Origin of the sequence: Ruegeria atlantica (assembly GCF_013032505.1) — a bacterium.
Classification (GTDB): Bacteria; Pseudomonadota; Alphaproteobacteria; order Rhodobacterales; family Rhodobacteraceae; genus Ruegeria; species Ruegeria atlantica_F.
The window spans coordinates 170778-188706 of record NZ_WQCG01000007.1 but is presented as its reverse complement, the minus strand read 5'-3'; the positions used below and the strand labels follow the sequence as shown (position 1 = coordinate 188706).

At 55.2% G+C, this 17929-nt stretch carries 14 protein-coding genes and 2 pseudogenes; 10 read left to right on the top strand and 6 right to left on the bottom strand.

Annotated features, from left to right (window positions below):
* On the bottom strand, nucleotides 1-2025 hold a 2025-nt coding region (locus GOW92_RS20665), incomplete at its 3' end, for a M10 family metallopeptidase C-terminal domain-containing protein (RefSeq protein WP_170564271.1).
* 403 nt (nucleotides 2026-2428) lie between these two features.
* Here GOW92_RS20665 and GOW92_RS20660 point away from each other — a divergent pair.
* From GOW92_RS20660 to GOW92_RS20645, 4 genes and pseudogenes are all read left to right on the top strand, one after another.
* A pseudogene (locus GOW92_RS20660) lies at nucleotides 2429-3144 on the top strand (IS5 family transposase).
* Nucleotides 3114-3564 (top strand): annotated as a pseudogene (locus GOW92_RS25465) (transposase); the annotation flags it as partial. The pseudogenes GOW92_RS20660 and GOW92_RS25465, both read left to right, overlap by 31 nt.
* A 427-nt stretch (nucleotides 3565-3991) precedes the next feature.
* Nucleotides 3992-5017, top strand: coding sequence for a LacI family DNA-binding transcriptional regulator (locus GOW92_RS20650; protein WP_170564267.1), 1026 nt, complete (start codon nucleotides 3992-3994; stop codon nucleotides 5015-5017).
* A 4-nt stretch (nucleotides 5018-5021) separates the two neighbouring features.
* A complete protein-coding gene (locus GOW92_RS20645; RefSeq protein ID WP_170564264.1) occupies nucleotides 5022-6236 on the top strand; it encodes a winged helix-turn-helix domain-containing protein in 1215 nt (404 codons plus the stop codon).
* An 8-nt stretch (nucleotides 6237-6244) separates the two neighbouring features.
* Here the strand turns inward: GOW92_RS20645 and GOW92_RS20640 are convergent, their stop codons facing one another.
* The 3 genes from GOW92_RS20640 to hpaR form a co-directional block, all read right to left on the bottom strand.
* Nucleotides 6245-6934, bottom strand: a complete 690-nt coding sequence (locus GOW92_RS20640) for a fumarylacetoacetate hydrolase family protein (RefSeq protein ID WP_170564261.1) — start codon at nucleotides 6932-6934, stop codon at nucleotides 6245-6247.
* Between the two features lie 47 nt (nucleotides 6935-6981).
* Complete coding sequence (locus GOW92_RS20635; protein WP_170564258.1) at nucleotides 6982-7143, bottom strand: hypothetical protein; 162 nt, start codon at nucleotides 7141-7143, stop codon at nucleotides 6982-6984.
* Nucleotides 7144-7432: 289 nt separating this feature from the next.
* Complete coding sequence (gene hpaR / locus GOW92_RS20630; protein ID WP_170564255.1) at nucleotides 7433-7867, bottom strand: homoprotocatechuate degradation operon regulator HpaR; 435 nt, start codon at nucleotides 7865-7867, stop codon at nucleotides 7433-7435.
* Between the two features lie 240 nt (nucleotides 7868-8107).
* On the opposite strand from hpaR, the gene GOW92_RS20625 reads away from it, so the two are divergent.
* Nucleotides 8108-9520, top strand: a complete 1413-nt coding sequence (locus tag GOW92_RS20625) for a pyridoxal phosphate-dependent decarboxylase family protein (protein ID WP_170564252.1) — start codon at nucleotides 8108-8110, stop codon at nucleotides 9518-9520.
* 15 nt (nucleotides 9521-9535) lie between these two features.
* Entirely contained in the window at nucleotides 9536-10306 is a 771-nt protein-coding gene (locus GOW92_RS20620; protein WP_170564249.1) for an aldolase/citrate lyase family protein, read from the top strand.
* A gap of 4 nt (nucleotides 10307-10310) precedes the next feature.
* Here GOW92_RS20620 and GOW92_RS20615 read toward each other — a convergent pair whose 3' ends face one another.
* Nucleotides 10311-11453 (bottom strand): DUF3095 domain-containing protein, encoded by a 1143-nt coding sequence (locus GOW92_RS20615; RefSeq protein ID WP_170564246.1) that lies wholly within the window; start codon nucleotides 11451-11453, stop codon nucleotides 10311-10313.
* A gap of 137 nt (nucleotides 11454-11590) precedes the next feature.
* Here GOW92_RS20615 and GOW92_RS20610 point away from each other — a divergent pair, with 137 nt between their 5' ends.
* From GOW92_RS20610 to GOW92_RS20595, 4 genes are all read left to right on the top strand, one after another.
* Nucleotides 11591-12763 (top strand): MFS transporter, encoded by a 1173-nt coding sequence (locus tag GOW92_RS20610; RefSeq protein ID WP_170564243.1) that lies wholly within the window; start codon nucleotides 11591-11593, stop codon nucleotides 12761-12763.
* 25 nt (nucleotides 12764-12788) lie between these two features.
* The gene (locus GOW92_RS20605; protein ID WP_170564240.1) at nucleotides 12789-13823 is read left to right on the top strand and encodes a glycosyltransferase family 4 protein; all 1035 of its coding nucleotides are present in this window, start codon (nucleotides 12789-12791) and stop codon (nucleotides 13821-13823) included.
* Nucleotides 13824-13934: 111 nt separating this feature from the next.
* Nucleotides 13935-14957: an aspartate-semialdehyde dehydrogenase gene (locus GOW92_RS20600; RefSeq protein ID WP_170564237.1), complete on the top strand. Its 1023-nt coding sequence runs from the start codon at nucleotides 13935-13937 to the stop codon at nucleotides 14955-14957.
* A gap of 185 nt (nucleotides 14958-15142) precedes the next feature.
* Nucleotides 15143-17290 (top strand): sterol desaturase family protein, encoded by a 2148-nt coding sequence (locus GOW92_RS20595; protein ID WP_170564234.1) that lies wholly within the window; start codon nucleotides 15143-15145, stop codon nucleotides 17288-17290.
* 36 nt (nucleotides 17291-17326) lie between these two features.
* Here GOW92_RS20595 and GOW92_RS20590 read toward each other — a convergent pair whose 3' ends face one another.
* Nucleotides 17327-17863, bottom strand: a complete 537-nt coding sequence (locus tag GOW92_RS20590) for an SRPBCC family protein (protein ID WP_170564230.1) — start codon at nucleotides 17861-17863, stop codon at nucleotides 17327-17329.
* Nucleotides 17864-17929: the final 66 nt, after the last annotated feature.

Here is a 17929-nt window from a genome sequence, read left to right as displayed (position 1 = left end):
CGAGTAGAAAGACGTGTCCCCGTCGTTTTCGATAAGCGTCGAGAAGTGTCCAGTCCGGCCGTCGTTATTCAGATCGACGTTGTAGAATTCTTCGACGTCGATAACACTTCCGACCCCGTTGCTGCCTTGAAACTGACCTGCGCTGTTGACGGTCCATTCGCTGTATGCACCGTCTCCATTCTTCCACAGCACTTTGAAACCACCTTCAATGGCTTCGGCCTGAATCGCTTGCCAACCGGCAATGCTGTTGGCACCGATAAGGCCGCCGTTCAGGGTCAAACCAATATTGTCGTTTAGAAGATAGACTTCGTGAGTGGACGAAAAGAGCGAAGTGCCGCCGGTGTTTTCAATAAGGGTCGAGAAGTGACCGGTCCGGCCATCGCTATTCAGATCGACATTGTAGTATGTCTCGAAGTCGACAATGTTTTGGATACCGGCGCTAGCGACAAACTGACCCGCGCTGTTGATGTACCACTCGCTGAATGCTCCGCTCTCGTGCTTCCAAAGCAGTTTATAACCACTTAAATACACTTCGGTCTGAACTGCTTGCCAACCTGCAATCGAGTTTTGCCCGACCGCCTGACCATTCAAAGTCACGCCGACGTTCGAGTTGCCCGCATCCACAACATAGACACCCTGATTTGCGTGCTTCAGTGTCAACCCAGTAGTGTCGATATCCGAAAGCTGTGTCGCGTTTATGATGCTAGACCGGTCATACTGAATCAAACCGTTTTGGAATTGGATCAGCTCCACGTCACTTGAAATCGAAAACGTGATACGCGTGACGACGTTCAGAAACTGGTAAGTCGAACCGTCACTAATGAACAGATATCCGCTCAGCGCACTAACGAACCTAGCGATATCTGTGCCGGTTCCGCCGGAAAAAGATCCGGCATTGCTTGAAATAACGGCAACATCATTGCCTTGTTCGCCAAATACCTGATCTGCACCGGTGCTGACCGCGACGTAAATCAAGTCGTTACCGTAACCGCCGAAGATAGAGTTATTGCTTCCATCCGACAGCGACTGGAACGTGTCGTGGCCGCTGTTGCCGCGCAAAATGTTCTGGGCGTTGTTGCCAAAGATCAGATCGTCACCTGCACCGCCATAGGCGTTTTCGATCACAACACCCTGCGCGATGGTAAAGCCGCCTTTTACTCCTTCAGCAAACGAAATTACACCGCCACCGGTGTCAGTGTAATCCAGTGTCGCAGGGCGCAGGTCGATTCTTGCGTTCGCACTTCCTTGGTACCAGATCGAATCATATCCGCCGGTGTCCCAAATAGCCTGATACCCGACACCAGCGACGTTCGCGGCCGGGATGACATATGTGTCGTTCCCGGAATTGGTCGAAGTGTTCGCACCATACATTGCCTGAAGCGCCGCGATATCCAGCGCACCCAATCCGGTCGAACCCCCATACGTCGCATTGGCAGAAAGAACCCCATTATTGGAAGTCCAGCCGTCATTATACGACATAACGGTATAGGCACCCTGATTGAGGCCCCCGACACCGAATGAGCCGAATGGCGCGGTGACCCCGGCCATGACCGTTGTGCCCAGCCCATCATCTTGCGGGTGACCTAACCCAAGAGCGTGACCTAACTCGTGCAACAACGTTGTGAAGAAAAAACCACCCGGGTCGCCATTGCTATTCGAACCAGCTTTCCAAAATCCTGTATTGAAGGCACCAATTGACACCCCATTCGACGGGGTTGAATGAAACCCAAGAACATTCGGTGAATCAAAAAATGAAGCCGGTGCGATAGCTTCCACCAGATCGGCAGAACCGAAGGATAGTGTTTCAACAAATCTAATATTTGCGACAGATTCGATCGCGGCCAGCGCTGCACGAAACTCGGCTTTATACTCTGAAGTCCAGGTTTGCGTGTCCGGAAAATTACCGAAGTGGTAAGAAATGGTTGTTACGGTCGCAGGGTTACCATCACCATACGCGCGTGTACCTTGAATTGCACTCAGGGGGGAGGATGCAGGTGGTCTTGAAACAAATGTCGTTGTAGCCATTAGGAATTCTCAGCTTAAGCGGTAATTATTGCGCGAAATTTCTCTTAAAATGATGACCCAATTAAGGCAACCGGAATTCACTTTTCATTAATTTTCAAATAAATGACATCCGCTGGGAGCGTTAACGTTAGGTTAGCTTTCGTAATTAGATTCTGCCATCTCGCAAAACCTCTTAGCTGAGGCAATTCAGCCCTACAAACCTACGCCAATCCATCAATATGCAGCATCGTGGCACGATGGATATTGTCTGTGCTTGAGTAGTCGACTCCTTCTAAGTGTTACGAATTAGTATCGGTGCCAGGTAGGGCATTGGTCCAATGCAGACTCACCAATAAGGCTAGGGTCAGGACTCATGGATTTTCTCCATGTGGCGTGATTGACGGCAGGTATATCGAGCGGTGATTTGAGTAACCTATACCGGACGAATGACGCGCAAATGGCACGTTTGCCATCCTGCGTGGCCAAGTCTAATGGCAGAACTCGCGCGCTTGATCCACGTGTTATGAGCGGGGTTATCTTTATCAATCCTAGCGGTTTATGCTGACGTGATGCGACGAAGATACATGAACCTCAGAAGAAGCCATGCAAGATATGGAGTGAGATAGGTATCTTGGCCCAGCATCTGATGGGTCGGGCCGCCGATCCCGGTCTGGAGAAGACCGTCAGGATCGACGCTACATTTTTGAATGCTCACCAAATGGCGACCGGAATCGGTATCAAAAAATGGGGTGAGCACCCCCGAACGTGCGAACCAAGGGTGGCGTGAATACTTGGCCCCATGCAATCTGTGAAAGACAGCGATGGCCTGTTGGCTTTTTAGTCAATGCCGGGCAGATCAGCGACTTCGAAGGTGCGCGGGATCTGTTGACCAGCTTATCAAGCGCCGAATGGCTGCTCAGAGATCGGGGTTATGACGCCGATTGGTTCCGAGAAGCGTTGAAGGACTTAGAGATACGAGCCTGCATCCCGGGTCGAAAACAACGTAAGACGACCGTCAGGTAGAACAAATGGCGCTACAAACAGCGCCACCGCATCGAAATTATGATCAGTAGGTTGAAAGAATGGCGGCGGGTCGCAGCCCAATACGACCAGTGTCGCAGAGGTCGCATCGAGAGCTAGCCGAGTTGGCCCTGGATGCTGTGCTTTTGGAAGCCCGCCAGGTCAAAGAGGTGCCTGAAAGCGATACAGGTCAAGACGGATCGGCAGGATGTCGAAGGGATTGCGCGTCTGCTTCACCTTGGCTGGTTCGGCCCTGTTCCAGCACGCTTCCGATCTTCGAAGCGGGCCGGTCCCTGAGTTGGTCCGGCGCCTTCGCGTAAACAATCCGGTGAGCGCAATGTCTCGGGCAACACCACCAAAGCCGAGAATGTCAATCTGAGGCGGGCGCTTTGCCAGGCTGCAACTGTCATGATGAACTGCGGACGCTCGACATGGTTGCGAACATATGGCGCCCAACTCGTCCAACTTCGAGATCGGAAAATAGCGATGGTCGCACTCACTTGATGTATTTCTGTCATCGTCTGGCGGATTTGGGTCTGAGGTACCGAATTCAAACCCGACGCAGCGCCGAGCATGGCTTGATCGCTTGCTAGTCTTCCCATTGCCGCCTGATCGCAATCCATGGAAGTCCCACGGAGCGTGGTTCCAGTAATGCCGTGGGCCGAGACAGAAAGCAGGGCGGACACGCACGAGGAAAAGGCGCGCCGGCTTGGCGGATCGATTATTCTGCACAAAGCAGTTTGACTGGGGCAGACCCGTTACTGAAGTCTTAACGCCTCGGCATGAATACCGGACATTTAGGGGATTTTGCGATCCCTGAGGTGAAGACTACTCGATACAGTCGCTTGGGGGGGGTAATTGTCTCGTTGTCTCTTGGTTTTCGAGGTTGTCGTGGTCTTTGCGCGGTGGTTGTAAAACTTGTTCTGTTCACGCTACCATCGGGCAAATCAATATCGCAGGTGCCTCAGTGACAACAGATACCAAACGCCCACTTACCCTTCGTGATGTCTCGGAAGCGTCCGGAGTATCAGAAATGACGGTCAGTCGGGTTCTGCGAAACAGGGGCGATGTCTCAGACGCGACGCGCACGCGTGTTTTGGCTGCGGCAAAAGAGCTGGGCTATGTTCCCAACAAGATCGCGGGCGCGTTGGCGTCCAGCCGAGTAAATCTGGTGGCGGTGATCATTCCTTCGCTATCCAACATGGTCTTCCCTGAGGTCCTGACCGGCATCAACCAGGTTCTAGAAGATACCGAGTTGCAACCTGTTGTCGGCGTCACCGATTATATGCCGGAAAAAGAGGAAAAAGTGCTGTACGAGATGCTCTCGTGGCGACCTTCCGGTGTAATCATTGCCGGTCTGGAGCACACCGAGGCGGCGCGGGCAATGCTGGACTCTGCTGGGATCCCAGTGGTCGAGATTATGGACACCGACGGCAAGCCAGTGGATGCGATGGTTGGGATTTCGCATCGTCGAGCAGGTCGCGAAATGGCGCAGGCCATCCTGAAGGCTGGGTACGAACATATTGGCTTCATGGGCACGAAAATGCCGCTGGATCACCGGGCTCGCAAACGGTTCGAAGGTTTCACCGAAGTTCTGGGCAAACACGGGATCGAGATCGAGGATCGTGAGTTCTATTCAGGTGGGTCGGCGCTGGCTAAAGGGCGTGAGATGACCCAGACCATGCTGGAACGATCGCCCGATCTGGATTTTCTCTATTACTCCAATGACATGATCGGAGCTGGCGGGCTGTTGTACCTGCTGGATCAGGGCATTGATGTGCCAGGGCAGATCGGTCTGGCCGGGTTCAACAACGTCGAGCTTTTGCAGGGCCTGCCGCGCAAACTGGCGACTATGGACGCTTGCCGGTTAGAGATTGGCCGCAAGGCCGCTGAAATCATTGCATCGCAATTGGCCGACCCAACGGTTGAAGTCGACACGCGTGTGACCCTGACCCCCAAGATCAGCTACGGCGACACGCTAAAGCGGCGTTAAAATTATGGCAGTGCAGCGGCTGGACAACCGGGCAGCCCGCGCGCTGTTCATGGATCGCCACGCGCTGGCCGAGCCGCCCTCGGGCGGTGCAAAAGGCGCGGATTTGCTGGGTTTGATCCATCGGCTTGGCTTTGTACAACTGGACAGCATCAACACTGTCGCGCGGGCGCATGACATGATCCTGTTTTCGCGCCGTCCATCCTATCGCGCCGGCAATCTCAAACGCCTTTATGAACGCGACCGCGCACTGTTCGAACACTGGACTCACGACGCGGCTGTCATTCCGATGGAATTCTATCCGCACTGGCATTTGCGGTTTCAACGCGATGCAGACCTTTTGAAATCCCGATGGAAAAACTGGCGCCGCGACGGGTTCGAACAGCGGTTTGCAACCGTTCTTCAACATATCCGGGACCACGGGCCCGTATCCTCGTCGGATGTCGGCAAGGATGAGAAAAAGGGATCTGGCGGTTGGTGGGACTGGCATCCGTCAAAAACAGCGTTGGAGTTTCTGTGGCGCTCGGGCGCTTTGACAGTCATCGGGCGACAAGGATTTCAAAAACGCTATGACCTGACCGAGCGCGTAATTGAAACGCATCTATGCCCCGGGAACGCGCCTTGCGACGAGGACGCAACCGTCGACTGGCTGTGCAATGCAGCCTTGGATCGTTTGGGGTTTGCGACTTCTGGGGAACTGGCCGCTTTTTGGGATACCGTAACTGTTACCGAGGCAAAATCCTGGTGTGAACAGGGTCTAACACGGGGCATTTTGGAGGAAATCGAAATCACCTGCGCGGATGGAAAACTGCGCAAGTTGATTGCCCGACCCACCGTTTCCGAGGACGCAAGGGCCGTTACCCGCCCCTCAGGCCGCATACGGATCCTCAGCCCATTTGACCCAATGCTGCGGGACCGTACCCGAGCCCAGCGCCTGTTTGGTTTCCACTATCGGATTGAGGTCTTCGTACCAGCCCCCAAACGCACCTATGGGTATTACGTGTTCCCGCTGCTTGAGGGCGACCGGATGGTCGGGCGAATTGATATGAAAGCCAACCGGGATCGCGGTGTGCTGCAGGTCAGCGCCTTATGGCCGGAACGGGATGTGCGCTGGTCCGACGCAAGGACCAAAAGGTTGGAATCCGAACTTGATCGAGTCCGCCGATTTGCCGGGTTGGACAGCGTGGAATTCGCCCGTGATTGGCTGAACGCCCCTAAATAGAGCCCGTTCTATGCCAACGTCAGTTTAATCGGCTGTAAGCCGTCGATGCCGCCTTCCAGCACATCACCCGCCTGAACCGGGCCAACCCCTGCCGGCGTGCCGGTCAGGATCAGATCTCCAGGCCGCAGATGGTAGTACCCGGACAGATGGCAGACGATCTCATCAATCTTCCAGATCAATTCTTCCAGCGTCGCGTCCTGACGCGTTTCCCCGTTTACGTTCAGGTAGATGCGCTTGTCGTTGGTCGGGGACCAGTCCTCCGCTCGGGTCAACGGGGCAAAAACGGTGCCGTTTTCCAGATCTTTACCCAGATCCCACGGGCGCTGTTTGTTCCGTTCGCGGATTTGCAGGTCACGGCGCGTCATGTCCAGTGCGCAGCCATAGCCATAAACCGCATCCAACGCCTCTGAGCTCGTAGCACGGAAAACGGGTTTGCCGATCGCAACCGCCAGCTCCATCTCATGGTGAAAATTCTCGGTTCCCGGCGGATAAGGCACAGTTGCCCCCGACATGACCGCGTTCGGTGCCGATTTCGTAAAGTAGAAGGGCGCTTCACGATCGACCTCATTCCCCATTTCGGCCGCGTGGGCTGCGTAGTTGCGGCCAACACAGAAAATGCGCCCAACGGGATATGTCGACAATTCCCCCTCAACCGGAATTGAAATCGGGTCTGGTAAGGAAAACAGGTTGTCCGGCATCGAAGCCCCCTAACTGCAGCTGGCAGCTTGTTTCTAAGTGGGCGGGATCACTTGGGCAAGCCACACAGGATCGCGCCTGACATCACCATGATGCGAACAGGTGCTTGTCGCAGGCTGTTCACAATTCTTGGTTTCGCCTTGGAATGCACCGGGCGCGCGCTACCATTGGTTGTAACATGGGTCTCGTCATCATCGTTTGTGACACTCATCACTTGGCGCGCACCTAAATCCACCCGTCACCGATCAGGCTATTTGCCTGTAGCCGGGTGTAACTGAATCAGAGAGTGACGGCCAAAGACCTGTACCCCCACACTGTCTTTGGGTCCGGATGTCCGCCTGTTTTAAAGCGGCCACTTCTCTGAGGCGTGTGCCGGGTGACAAGGGCAACCTGAACCACTCGGCCACGGGCCAGACACGCAGTCCAGTCAAAGTCTGGCCACCCCGCCGGAGGATACCCATACTTCTCTGGCGGGGGCAAAAGCCATCCGAGACGCGCGATCAGGTCTTCAGATCATGTAGATCGTTCAGCAGGTCCAGCAGGGCCTCGTGCCGATCCGGACCAAGCTGTGTCTTGATCTCTTCGGCCAAGCGCAGCGTCACCTGCATATTCTCTTGGATGATCTTTTCACCTTTAGCGGTGATATCGACGATCTGGCGGCGCTTGTCCTCGGGATGGGCCCGGCGCTGGATTAAATCCTTGCCTTCCAGTTTTTGCAAAATTCGCGTCAGACTGGGCAGCAAAAGACACGCACGATCCGCAATACGCGTTGGCTCTTGCGGGCCTTCTTCTTTCAAAACACGCAGAACGCGCCATTGTTGTTCCGTAACACCCGCATCAGCCAGCATATTCCGAATAGGCCCCATGACCCTTTCGCGCGCCCGCAGCAGTGCTATTGGCAATGAGCGAGACGTTTTAGGCAAGTCGCTGGTCATGATGGAATTTTCGCCCAAATTAGGCCAAACTGCAACTGGCCAAAAATTTTATGCATGATATCAGTATATTGGCCGTCCAATACGCTAACATTTCAAGCACCGCCTAGCATTGAGGCACAGTTCGAAATTAGTAAACAAAGCAATTAATATTGACGTTTTCATCAGAATGGCCATCACTGGGCGCAGGAACAAACACAATCCCGGTCCGATCCCGGGGTTGGCAGAGATCTGAGGGTTAAGATGAAGTGGGATGAATTTTCGGATTGGGGCAAGAGAATTGCCGAGTGGACACAGGATTACCACCTGACTGTAGGTGACAAACCCGTCCGCTCACGAACCGAGCCGGGGGATATCCTCAACGCCCTGCCCGCGTTGCCACCCGAGAACGCGCAGCCACTAGAGGACGTGTTTCAGGATTTCGAACAGATCGTGATGCCCGGGATCACCCATTGGCAACATCCTCGGTTTTTTGCCTATTTCAACTCAAACGCGTCTGCCCCATCGGTCCTGGCCGAGTTTCTGGCCAGCGCCATCGCACCGCAATGTATGTTGTGGCAAACCTCACCGGCCGCCACAGAAATGGAAACGCGGATGATGGACTGGTTACGCCACGCCCTTAATCTGCCCGAGGGGTTTGCGGGTGTCATCCAGGATTCCGCCTCGTCCGCGACGTTGGCTGCCGTGCTGACGATGCGGGAGAAAGCATTGAAATGGCAAGGCAACAAACAAGGTCTATTCGAGCAAAAGCCCTTGCGCGTCTATTGTTCGGCCGAAGTGCACACTTCGGTTGATCGCGCCATCTGGGTGGCAGGGATCGGGCAAGACAATCTGGTGCGCATTCCGATCAAGGGCGACTGGCGCGGGATGGATCCCGCAGCACTGGAAGCTGCAATTCAGGCTGATTTAGACTCTGGTTTGCGACCTGCAGGTGTTATTTTGTGCGTGGGCGGCACGGGAACGGGGGCGACTGATCCTGTAGATGAATGCCTGAAGATCGCTCAGAAATACGGGCTTTATTCCCATGTGGATGCCGCCTGGGCCGGGTCGGCGATGATCTGCCCGGAATATCGACATTACTGGCCCGGTGTGGATCAGGCCGACAGCATCGTCTTTAACCCACATAAATGGCTGGGCGTGCAGTTCGATTGCTGCGCACATTTTCTGAAGGATCCGGATGATCTGGTGCAGACATTGGCGATCAGCCCGGAATACCTCAAGACCCATGGCAAGGACGGTATCATCAACTATTCGGAATGGTCTGTTCCACTTGGCCGTCGTTTCCGGGCGCTCAAGCTCTGGTTCGTGATCCGGGCATATGGTCTGGAAGGGTTGCGCCAACGCCTGCGCAATCACGTAAACTGGTCCGTGGCGCTGCATGACCGGTTGGCGGCAGAGGCGGACTTCGAAATCGTAACTCAGCCGATGTGGTCGTTGTGGACTTTCCGTTACAATCCGACCGGCCATACGGATCTGGACGATCTGAACCTGCGTTTGGTGAATGCCATTAACGATGATGGCCGCATATATCTGACGCAAACCCGCGTTGATGGCGATCTGGTGATCCGGTTTCAGGCCGGTCAGTTCGAAACCACTGAAGAGGATGTTCAAATGGCTTTTGACGTCATAACTGAAATCGCCCGCTCGCTAAAATAGACAGGAGACCCGACCATGCCAGCCCAGAAAAATAGCTTCAAACAGGCTCTAAAGCAGGGCAACCGGCAAATCGGCTGTTGGATGAGTTTCGCCGAAACCATCACCGCCGAGATTATGGGAACTGCCGGGTTCGACTGGCTGGTCATCGACGGTGAGCATGCGCCGAACGATATCCGCTCGATCCGGAATCAATTGATGGCGCTAGCTGCCAGCGCTTCGCATCCGGTCGTGCGAGTTCCGGTCGGGGACACCGCTTTGATCAAAATGGTGCTGGATGCCGGGGCGCAAACCGTTCTGGTACCGATGGTCGAAACCGTTGATCAGGCGCGGCAACTGGTACGTGACTGTCGTTATCCGCCAACAGGCGTGCGCGGCGTTGGGGCCGGTGCGGCCCGGGCGACAATGTATGGCTCGATCCCCGAGTACATCCAATCCGCCGACGACCAAATCTGCCTGTTGGTTCAGGTAGAAAACCGCGCCGGGATGGAAGCTTTGGATGATATCCTTTTGGTGGAAGGTATTGATGGGGTGTTCATTGGCCCGGCAGATCTGTCGACGGATATGGGATATCAGGGAAACAGCGCGGCTCCAGAAGTGCGCGCCGTCATTTCGGATGCCATAGCTCGTATAAAAACCGCAGGCAAAGCGCCCGGAATTCTGGGTACCAATGACGAGGCATCGCAAGCCTATTTTGACATGGGTGCTCAGTTTCTGGCCGTTGGTATTGATGTGATGTTACTCGCTCAGACATCGCGGGCTCTGGCGGCAAAATGGAAAGCGAAATAGTGCGTCAGGCGTGCATGACGGCGGCCGCCTGTGCATAGCCGCCCGAAGCACCATCGACAAAGTGGACGTGATCGTCGCGTGTCGCCGAAGGGACGATGCATGTCATCATCGCCTCGTCCTGGGCATGTAGCCCATAGCGAACCTTGCCCTGCCCCCGCGCCTGTTCAAGCATCATCTTGATTTGTGACAGCGTGGCTGGATCGCAATCCAGCGTCATTTTCAGCCCGTCATCGAATTTTCGATAATCGGCGTTGCGGCTGACCATGCGCTTGTAGTGTTCGGGTTCGAAATTTCCCAACCGCTTGCCGGACGTGAACAACAGCGCGATCAAAAGGTTCTGCCCCAGCAGCTTGATCCGTTGCAGCAGCAGGCTGCGTCCAGCCCTGGACACACGGGCGTCCAGTCCAACATCCGGGGGCGGCCAACTGATCGGCGGCCCGTTTTCTGGTACCGGATGTCCCGACCGGTCCAACTCTTCCGAGGCAGACAAAACCGAACGGGCGAGATCGGCAAAGTCGCTCTCGGTTGCGTTTGCTGTGGGCTGAACCACGACCGAGACAATCTGACCGTTGCGTGCTTTGCTGTTGGACCACCGACAGGACAATCCGGTCAGGTCGGGCTGCGCACCGGGATCAGCAAGTGGAACCATGAAGTTGCCAGCCTTCATCTGCGCCTCGGCCCAGGCCAAACCGCCACCCGAGAACATGGCGTAATCCACTCCGTCAGACGGCGCATAACGCGCAACCCTCAGGTCTTTTTCCGCCTTGCGAATTTCTGCGACCGGCACCAACGCCGCGCGCAGCGAGATCGAAAACTCTTCGTCCGCCCAGCGTCTGAGGTCCGCCAACACCGCCTTGGCCGTATCGATCTCACTTGCGGGCACGGCAAAACCGGCACCGTCGCCACCGAAAACGTAAGGAAATTCCTTGCCCCGCATCGCGTTGATCATGGCCGAGATTACCGCGGCGCCGACCATGTTCACTGTCTTGTACCGCCCTTTTGAAATCTCACCGGTGGAATCGACGATATCGGCCACGCCCAGCGCCCAGTCACCTGGAACCGCGGAAAACCGCGCCGGATCCACGAGGCGGGTAAAGTCCCGCAACAGCGGAAGACTGTCATAGAACGCGGCCTGAGCGTCTTTCATTGGCACCTCGGATGTTCGGTAAGCTCAAGGATAGCCCGAATGTGATCGTTGTCCGGTGAAAACAGTATAGCACACGTGCTTGTGTGTGGCACCGCGACGTGCCAAGCATTTCTCCGCTGGATGGGGAGAGGGTTTTCATGAAAGCAGGTCTGGTGGTGTTGTGCCTGGGCTATGTGCTCAGCCAGTTCTTTCGCGCCTTTCTTGCGGTGCTTAGCGTCGATCTGGGGCGCGACATCGGCGCCACCCCCGAGGATCTGGCCTTTGCTTCGGGCCTTTGGTTTCTGATTTTTGCCGCCATGCAACTGCCCGTGGGCTGGGCGTTGGATCGGGTCGGACCGCGCCTGACGGCGGCGGTATTGCTGATGGTTGGGGGGGCCGGCGGAGCCGCGCTGTTCGCTGTGGCCAGCACACCGTTTCATATTGCCATCGCGATGGGCTTGATCGGGGTTGGCTGCTCGCCGGTCCTGATGGCGTCTTACTACATTTTCGCCCGCGAATTCCCACCTGCGCGTTTTGCTACCTTGGCCGCGATCATGCTGGGCGTCGGATCGGTCGGTAATCTGGTAGCTTCGTACCCCACAGCGTTGGCGGTTGAGCTGATGGGATGGCGGGCAACGATGGTGGCACTGGCGGTGTTTTCTGCGGCCATCGCTCTGGGTATCTGGTTCAGCGTGCATGACCCGAACCGCGTTGAGACCGAACACAAGGGATCGGTGCTGGACCTGCTGAAAGAGCCCGCTTTATGGGCGATCCTGCCGCTGATGCTGGTGGCCTATGCCCCGTCGGCCGCAACACGCGGCCTTTGGGCGGGGCCGTACCTGAGCGATATCTTCGGCCTTGGCACCACCCAGATCGGGACGGCGACCCTGATCATGGGCGCAGCCATGATTGCCGGAACTTTTGCTTACGGTCCGCTGGACAGAATGTTTGGTACACGAAAATGGGTGGTTTTCGGCGGCAACGCGCTGGCTGTGGTGGGTTTGTTCCTGATGTGCCTGTGGGTCGACAACGTGGTTTGGCTGTCAGTTGTGCTAATGGCAGCGATCGGGTTCCTGGGGGCCAGCTTTCCGGTCATCATGGCCCATGGTCGTGCCTTTGTGCCGCCACACCTGATCGGGCGCGGCATGACCCTGTTGAATCTGTTCGGCATCGGCGGAGTTGGTCTGGCCCAATTCGTCACCGGGCGCATCCACGCCGCCACGGTGGACATCAGTCCAACCGCGCCCTACACAGCGATATTCGGCTTTTTTGCCATTACGCTGGCCATCGGCTGCGTGATCTATCTGTTCAGCCGCGACAGTGTCGACTGACGCTGGAACCGCCAGGAGTATCTCAGTGTCCGACCCGCGCGTCATTGCCCCCAATCTCAAACGCAGGCTTTCGGGCGTAACAGCTACGATTGCGCGTTTAGTGCCGCTGCAGGTGCAATGGATCGACATCGTCGCGACCGGGCCGGGCCTGCCAGATGACATCCCGCATATCCCGCTGGGCCGACTGCCCTTTCTGTCGCGCAAAACGCTGCGCGTCTGGCACGCGCGTCGCAATACCGAGATGCTGTTGGGACTTGTCTTGCGCAACATCTTCCGGCTGCGCCTGAAACTGCTGTTCACCAGCGCCTCGCAACGGGCTCATTCAGGCTATACGAAATGGCTGATCGACAAGATGGACGCGATTGTCGCGACCTCGCGCAAAACTGCCGGCTATCTTGAGCGAGACGCACAGGTCATCATGCATGGCATCAACCTACAAGATTTCACGCCGCCTGAGGATAAAGCCGCAGTTCGCCAACGTTTGGGTCTACCTGGAGGGCTGCTGCTAGGCTGCTATGGCCGAATCCGCCATCAGAAAGGCACCGATGCCTTTGTCGATGCGATGATCGACCTGTGCGATCGTTTCGATGATGTGCATGGCATCGTAATGGGCCGTGCCACGGAAAAACACACCGGCTTTCTGACCGAGCTAAAAGATAAGGTCGCCAAGGCGGGCCTGTCTGACCGCATCCTGTTCATGCCCGAAGTCACCGTCGATCAGATCGCCGAGTGGTATCAGGTGCTGGACCTTTTCATCGCCCCCCAACGGTGGGAAGGCTTCGGTCTTACACCCCTCGAGGCGATGGCCTGTGGCGTGCCGGTTGTTGCAACCGATGTAGGCGCGTTTTCCGAGATAGTCACCGACGCCTCGCTGGGTCACGTGGTTAAACCCGGCGACATCCCGGCATTGGCTGATGCGGCCGCAGCCATGCTGGCCGACCGCGAATCCCTTGCGCGTTCCGGCATCGCCGCCCGCAACCATGTCGAGCAGAATTTTGACATCAATGGCGAAGCAAAAACGCTCGTTGCGCTCTATGAACGGCTCCTAAGCGACGCCTGACGCGCCGGACTGCGTAAAATCGGCGTCATTACGGGAATAATGCCCCGAAAACTCTTTTTTCTTCGCCGCAACGCAGCTATGAACGCGCGTCCTTAACTTTGGAGACATGAAATGGGCTATCGCGTCGTAGTCGTCGGCGCCACGGGTAACGTGGGCCGCGAAATGCTGAACATCCTGGCGGAACGCCAGTTCCCCGTCGATGAACTTGCCGTGTTGGCAAGCCGTCGTTCGCTGGGCACCGAAGTAAGCTTTGGCGACACGACACTCACGACCAAGGATCTGGACACGTTCGACTTCACCGGCTGGGACATGGCGCTGTTTGCTGTGGGTTCCGAGGCGACCAAAGTGTACGCCCCGAAGGCGGCGGCCGCCGGCTGCGTGGTGATCGATAACTCGTCGCTGTATCGCTATGACCCGGATATTCCGCTGATCGTACCGGAATGTAACCCCGAGGCGATCCACGACTACAAGAACAAGAACATCATCGCCAACCCCAACTGCTCGACCGCGCAGATGGTTGTCGCGCTGAAGCCGCTGCATGACCGCGCCAAGATCAAGCGCGTAGTCGTGTCGACCTACCAGTCGGTTTCGGGCGCTGGTAAGGAAGGCATGGATGAGCTGTGGGATCAGACCAAAGCGGTCTACAATCCCACCACGGACGTTCCGCCAAACAAGTTCCAGAAGCAGATCGCTTTCAACGTCATTCCACAAATCGACGTCTTCATGGAAGACGGCTCGACCAAGGAAGAGTGGAAGATGGTTGTGGAAACCAAAAAGATCGTCGACCCGTCGATCAAGGTCACAGCCACCTGCGTCCGCGTTCCCGTGTTTGTTGGCCACTCTGAGGCCGTGAACATCGAGTTCGAGGAATTTCTGGACGAAGACGAAGCACGCGACATCCTGCGCGAGGCACCGGGTATCATGGTGATCGACAAGCGCGAACCCGGCGGCTACGTCTCGCCGATCGAATGCGCGGGCGACTTTGCCACCTTTATCAGCCGTATCCGTCAGGACTCGACCGTTGAGAATGGCATCAATCTATGGTGCGTCAGCGACAACCTGCGCAAAGGTGCTGCGCTGAACGCAGTCCAGATTGCCGAACTGCTGGGCCGTGAGGTTCTGAAGAAGGGCTAAAACTTTTTCATAGAATTAATCCTCAAAAACCCCGTCATATTGTAGGCGGGGTTTTTTGTTGAATTTTTCAAGTCACTTAGGCACCAGATACAACGCGCTATGTCGCCTGCGTTCTGTCTGCGAAAGGCCCAATTAACGCCGCATTGTGAAACTATTTTCTCAAAAACGCTAAGAAAGTTCTGGTTTTGGACACATTAAATTCGTTTCTTGAGAGTGTTTTTAGCGCACCGATCGATCTGAACGTGCGGTATTCTATCTTTTACATCTGCTGCTCTGTGATCATCGCATACTTCATCTGGCGTAGCCGTGGCGGTTCAGAAAGTTTCATAAAGTGGCTTGCCCCTAAAAATGTCTATTCGCATCGGTCCAACCTGCTTGATATCAAACTATTTTTTGCCAGCCGGGCGGTTGCTGCGCTAGGCGTTTTTGGGGCGTTGTTTTTTCCAACAACTATGGCCTATGCCCTGCTCAATTTGCTCGGCGGTTCCAAACTTGAGCCAGCTCAGCCGGGTTGGGCACAAACTGTTCTGGTTACCCTCATAATTGTTGTCTCGAGTGATTTCTGTAAATACTGGGCGCATCGCGCTCACCATGAGATGAAGTTTCTGTGGCCATTCCACGCAGTACATCACTCGGCGGATGTTCTTACTCCGCTTACAGTTCAGCGGGTACACCCCATTGAGCCCTTATTTCGAAACGTCCTGATTTCAATTTTTGTGGGCATCGTTCAGGGACTGTGCCTTTACGTTTTTGTTGGAGAAATCAATATTTTGACGATCGGCGGCGCCAATGCGCTGTACTTCGTTTTCAACGCACTGAGCGCGAACTTTAGACACAGTCATATCTGGATAAGCTACGGCCGCGTAATCGAGCATATTCTAATTTCACCGGCACAACATCAAATTCATCATTCTGTTGCCATCAAACACCACGACAAAAACTATGGCTCTATTTTCGCGCTTTGGGATTGGATGTTTGGGACGCTGTACATCCCAACAGAACGGGAAAAGCTCACATTTGGTGTATCGGATGGAACCGGAAAGCCAATCGATCAACCTTATCCCTCGCTGATTGCGGCACTCGTCCTTCCATTCAAAGAGAGTTGGGATGCGATCAAAGGGCGGATTAGTACAGGCACTGGCATGACGCAAACCGTCGCGCCAAACACGGAAGCGATACAGCCAGGTTTTTCCCTATGGCTGGACTTTCTGCGCGCGAGCGCCGCGCTAACCGTCCTGTTTGGCCATATGGCTCACATACGGTTCACCCGTGGGGACTATTACTTCTTGCGGGATTGGAACGTTGCCAGCGATGCTGTTGCAGTATTCTTCGTTCTGTCTGGCGTCGTGATCGCCTATGCGGCAGGTCGGGATCGGACTCTTGGACGATACGCATTCAATCGCATGACTAGGATTTATTCAGTGCTCATTCCAGCACTTATCCTGACAATTGTTTTTGACGCGATCGGTACGCGGGTCGACATGACCGCCTATCCGGATTTGTATTATTCACCTCTGCCATTGGGCGAGTTTTTGTGGCGAGGTTTGACTGTCACTAACCTTTGGACCGGCATCTCTGATTGGGTAAGGTTGGGAACAAACGGACCAATATGGTCTCTGAGTTACGAAGTCGGGTTTTACTTGCTGTTTGGCAGCATCATCTTCCTTAAAGGCCCACTGCGCATTGTCATCGTTGCTTTGATTGCCTTACTGGTTGGAATACCGGTGTTGGCAATGTTCCCAGCTTGGTTGATAGGGGTTTTGGTTTGGAAAATGGCTCCGGACACCCATTCGATTCATGCGCGTTCAAGAGCTTGGTCTATGGCCGTTGGCAGCATCCTGTTGTTGGTTGCATTGAAGGTGACCAATGTACCCGAGTGGTTAGCAAACTTCACGTTTCAACTGTTTCAGCCACACAATTATCACGCAATACTCGTCTACTCCGATGAAGTACTTTGGAACTCAGTTATAGCCTTCTGTATTGCGGTCCACCTGTACGGAGTCCGCGTGCTTACCGAAGACTTGCCGATGCCCGACGATAGTCTTGTCGCCCGCAGTGTCCGCTGGATCGCTGGGGGCAGTTTCTCGCTTTATCTCGTGCATTACCCGACACTGCATCTTCTCGATGCCGTTTTGCCAGAAGAACTGCCCGGATACGATCTCTGGCTACTTGGTCTTACACTGATGATCTGTTTCGGGTTTGCCGCACTTTTCGAGCGACCCCTGAAGCAATACAGGGCAACCATGAAAAGAGCATGGAGCTGGGTTTCATCCAATCCCTTGTCTCAGCTCAAGACCGCACAACAGTCTCCTCAATCCGCCGAGAACCGGTAATGTCAACTTGTTGCAAAGTAGATTTTCGCAAACAGTCTACCCCTGCCCCTCGACTAGTGCCTTGAGGTTGGTCAGACCGCGCTCATAGTCTCCGCCGACCCATTTATCCATCATCAGGCCCATCCAGCGTGACATGGGGTTAATGCCAAGATCGGATTCGAACCCCCAGGTCACCTGAGTCTGCTCTCCCTCAGGCGTCAGCTCAAAGGATGCCGACGCAGTCCCCATCGGGCCGAAATCAAGCGCTGTTTTGACAGTCTGGTCCGGAACGCTTTCTACGATTTCCTGTGATCCGGTGCCAACCTGCGGGTGTTCAGATGTCCAGTTCAAAGTGTTGCCGACGCCCGCTTCGGGCCCGCTATAGGACAATTGGGTTTCCGGATCACGCGTCAGCCAAGGCGACCACTTTTCAGTTTCCTGCATCGAATTCACGTATGGAAAGATCGCGCTGGCGGGCGCGTTGATCGTGATGCTGCGGGACAGTTCGGCCTTGCCCGGCAAAAGGTAAGATACGCCAACCAGAATCAGAATGAGAACAAGCAGAGTAACGAGAATACGTTTAATGAATCGCATGACACGCTCCTGATAAAATAACTATGGTTTCGATCATAACAAAAAATGGCGCGAAATCAGAGGCCT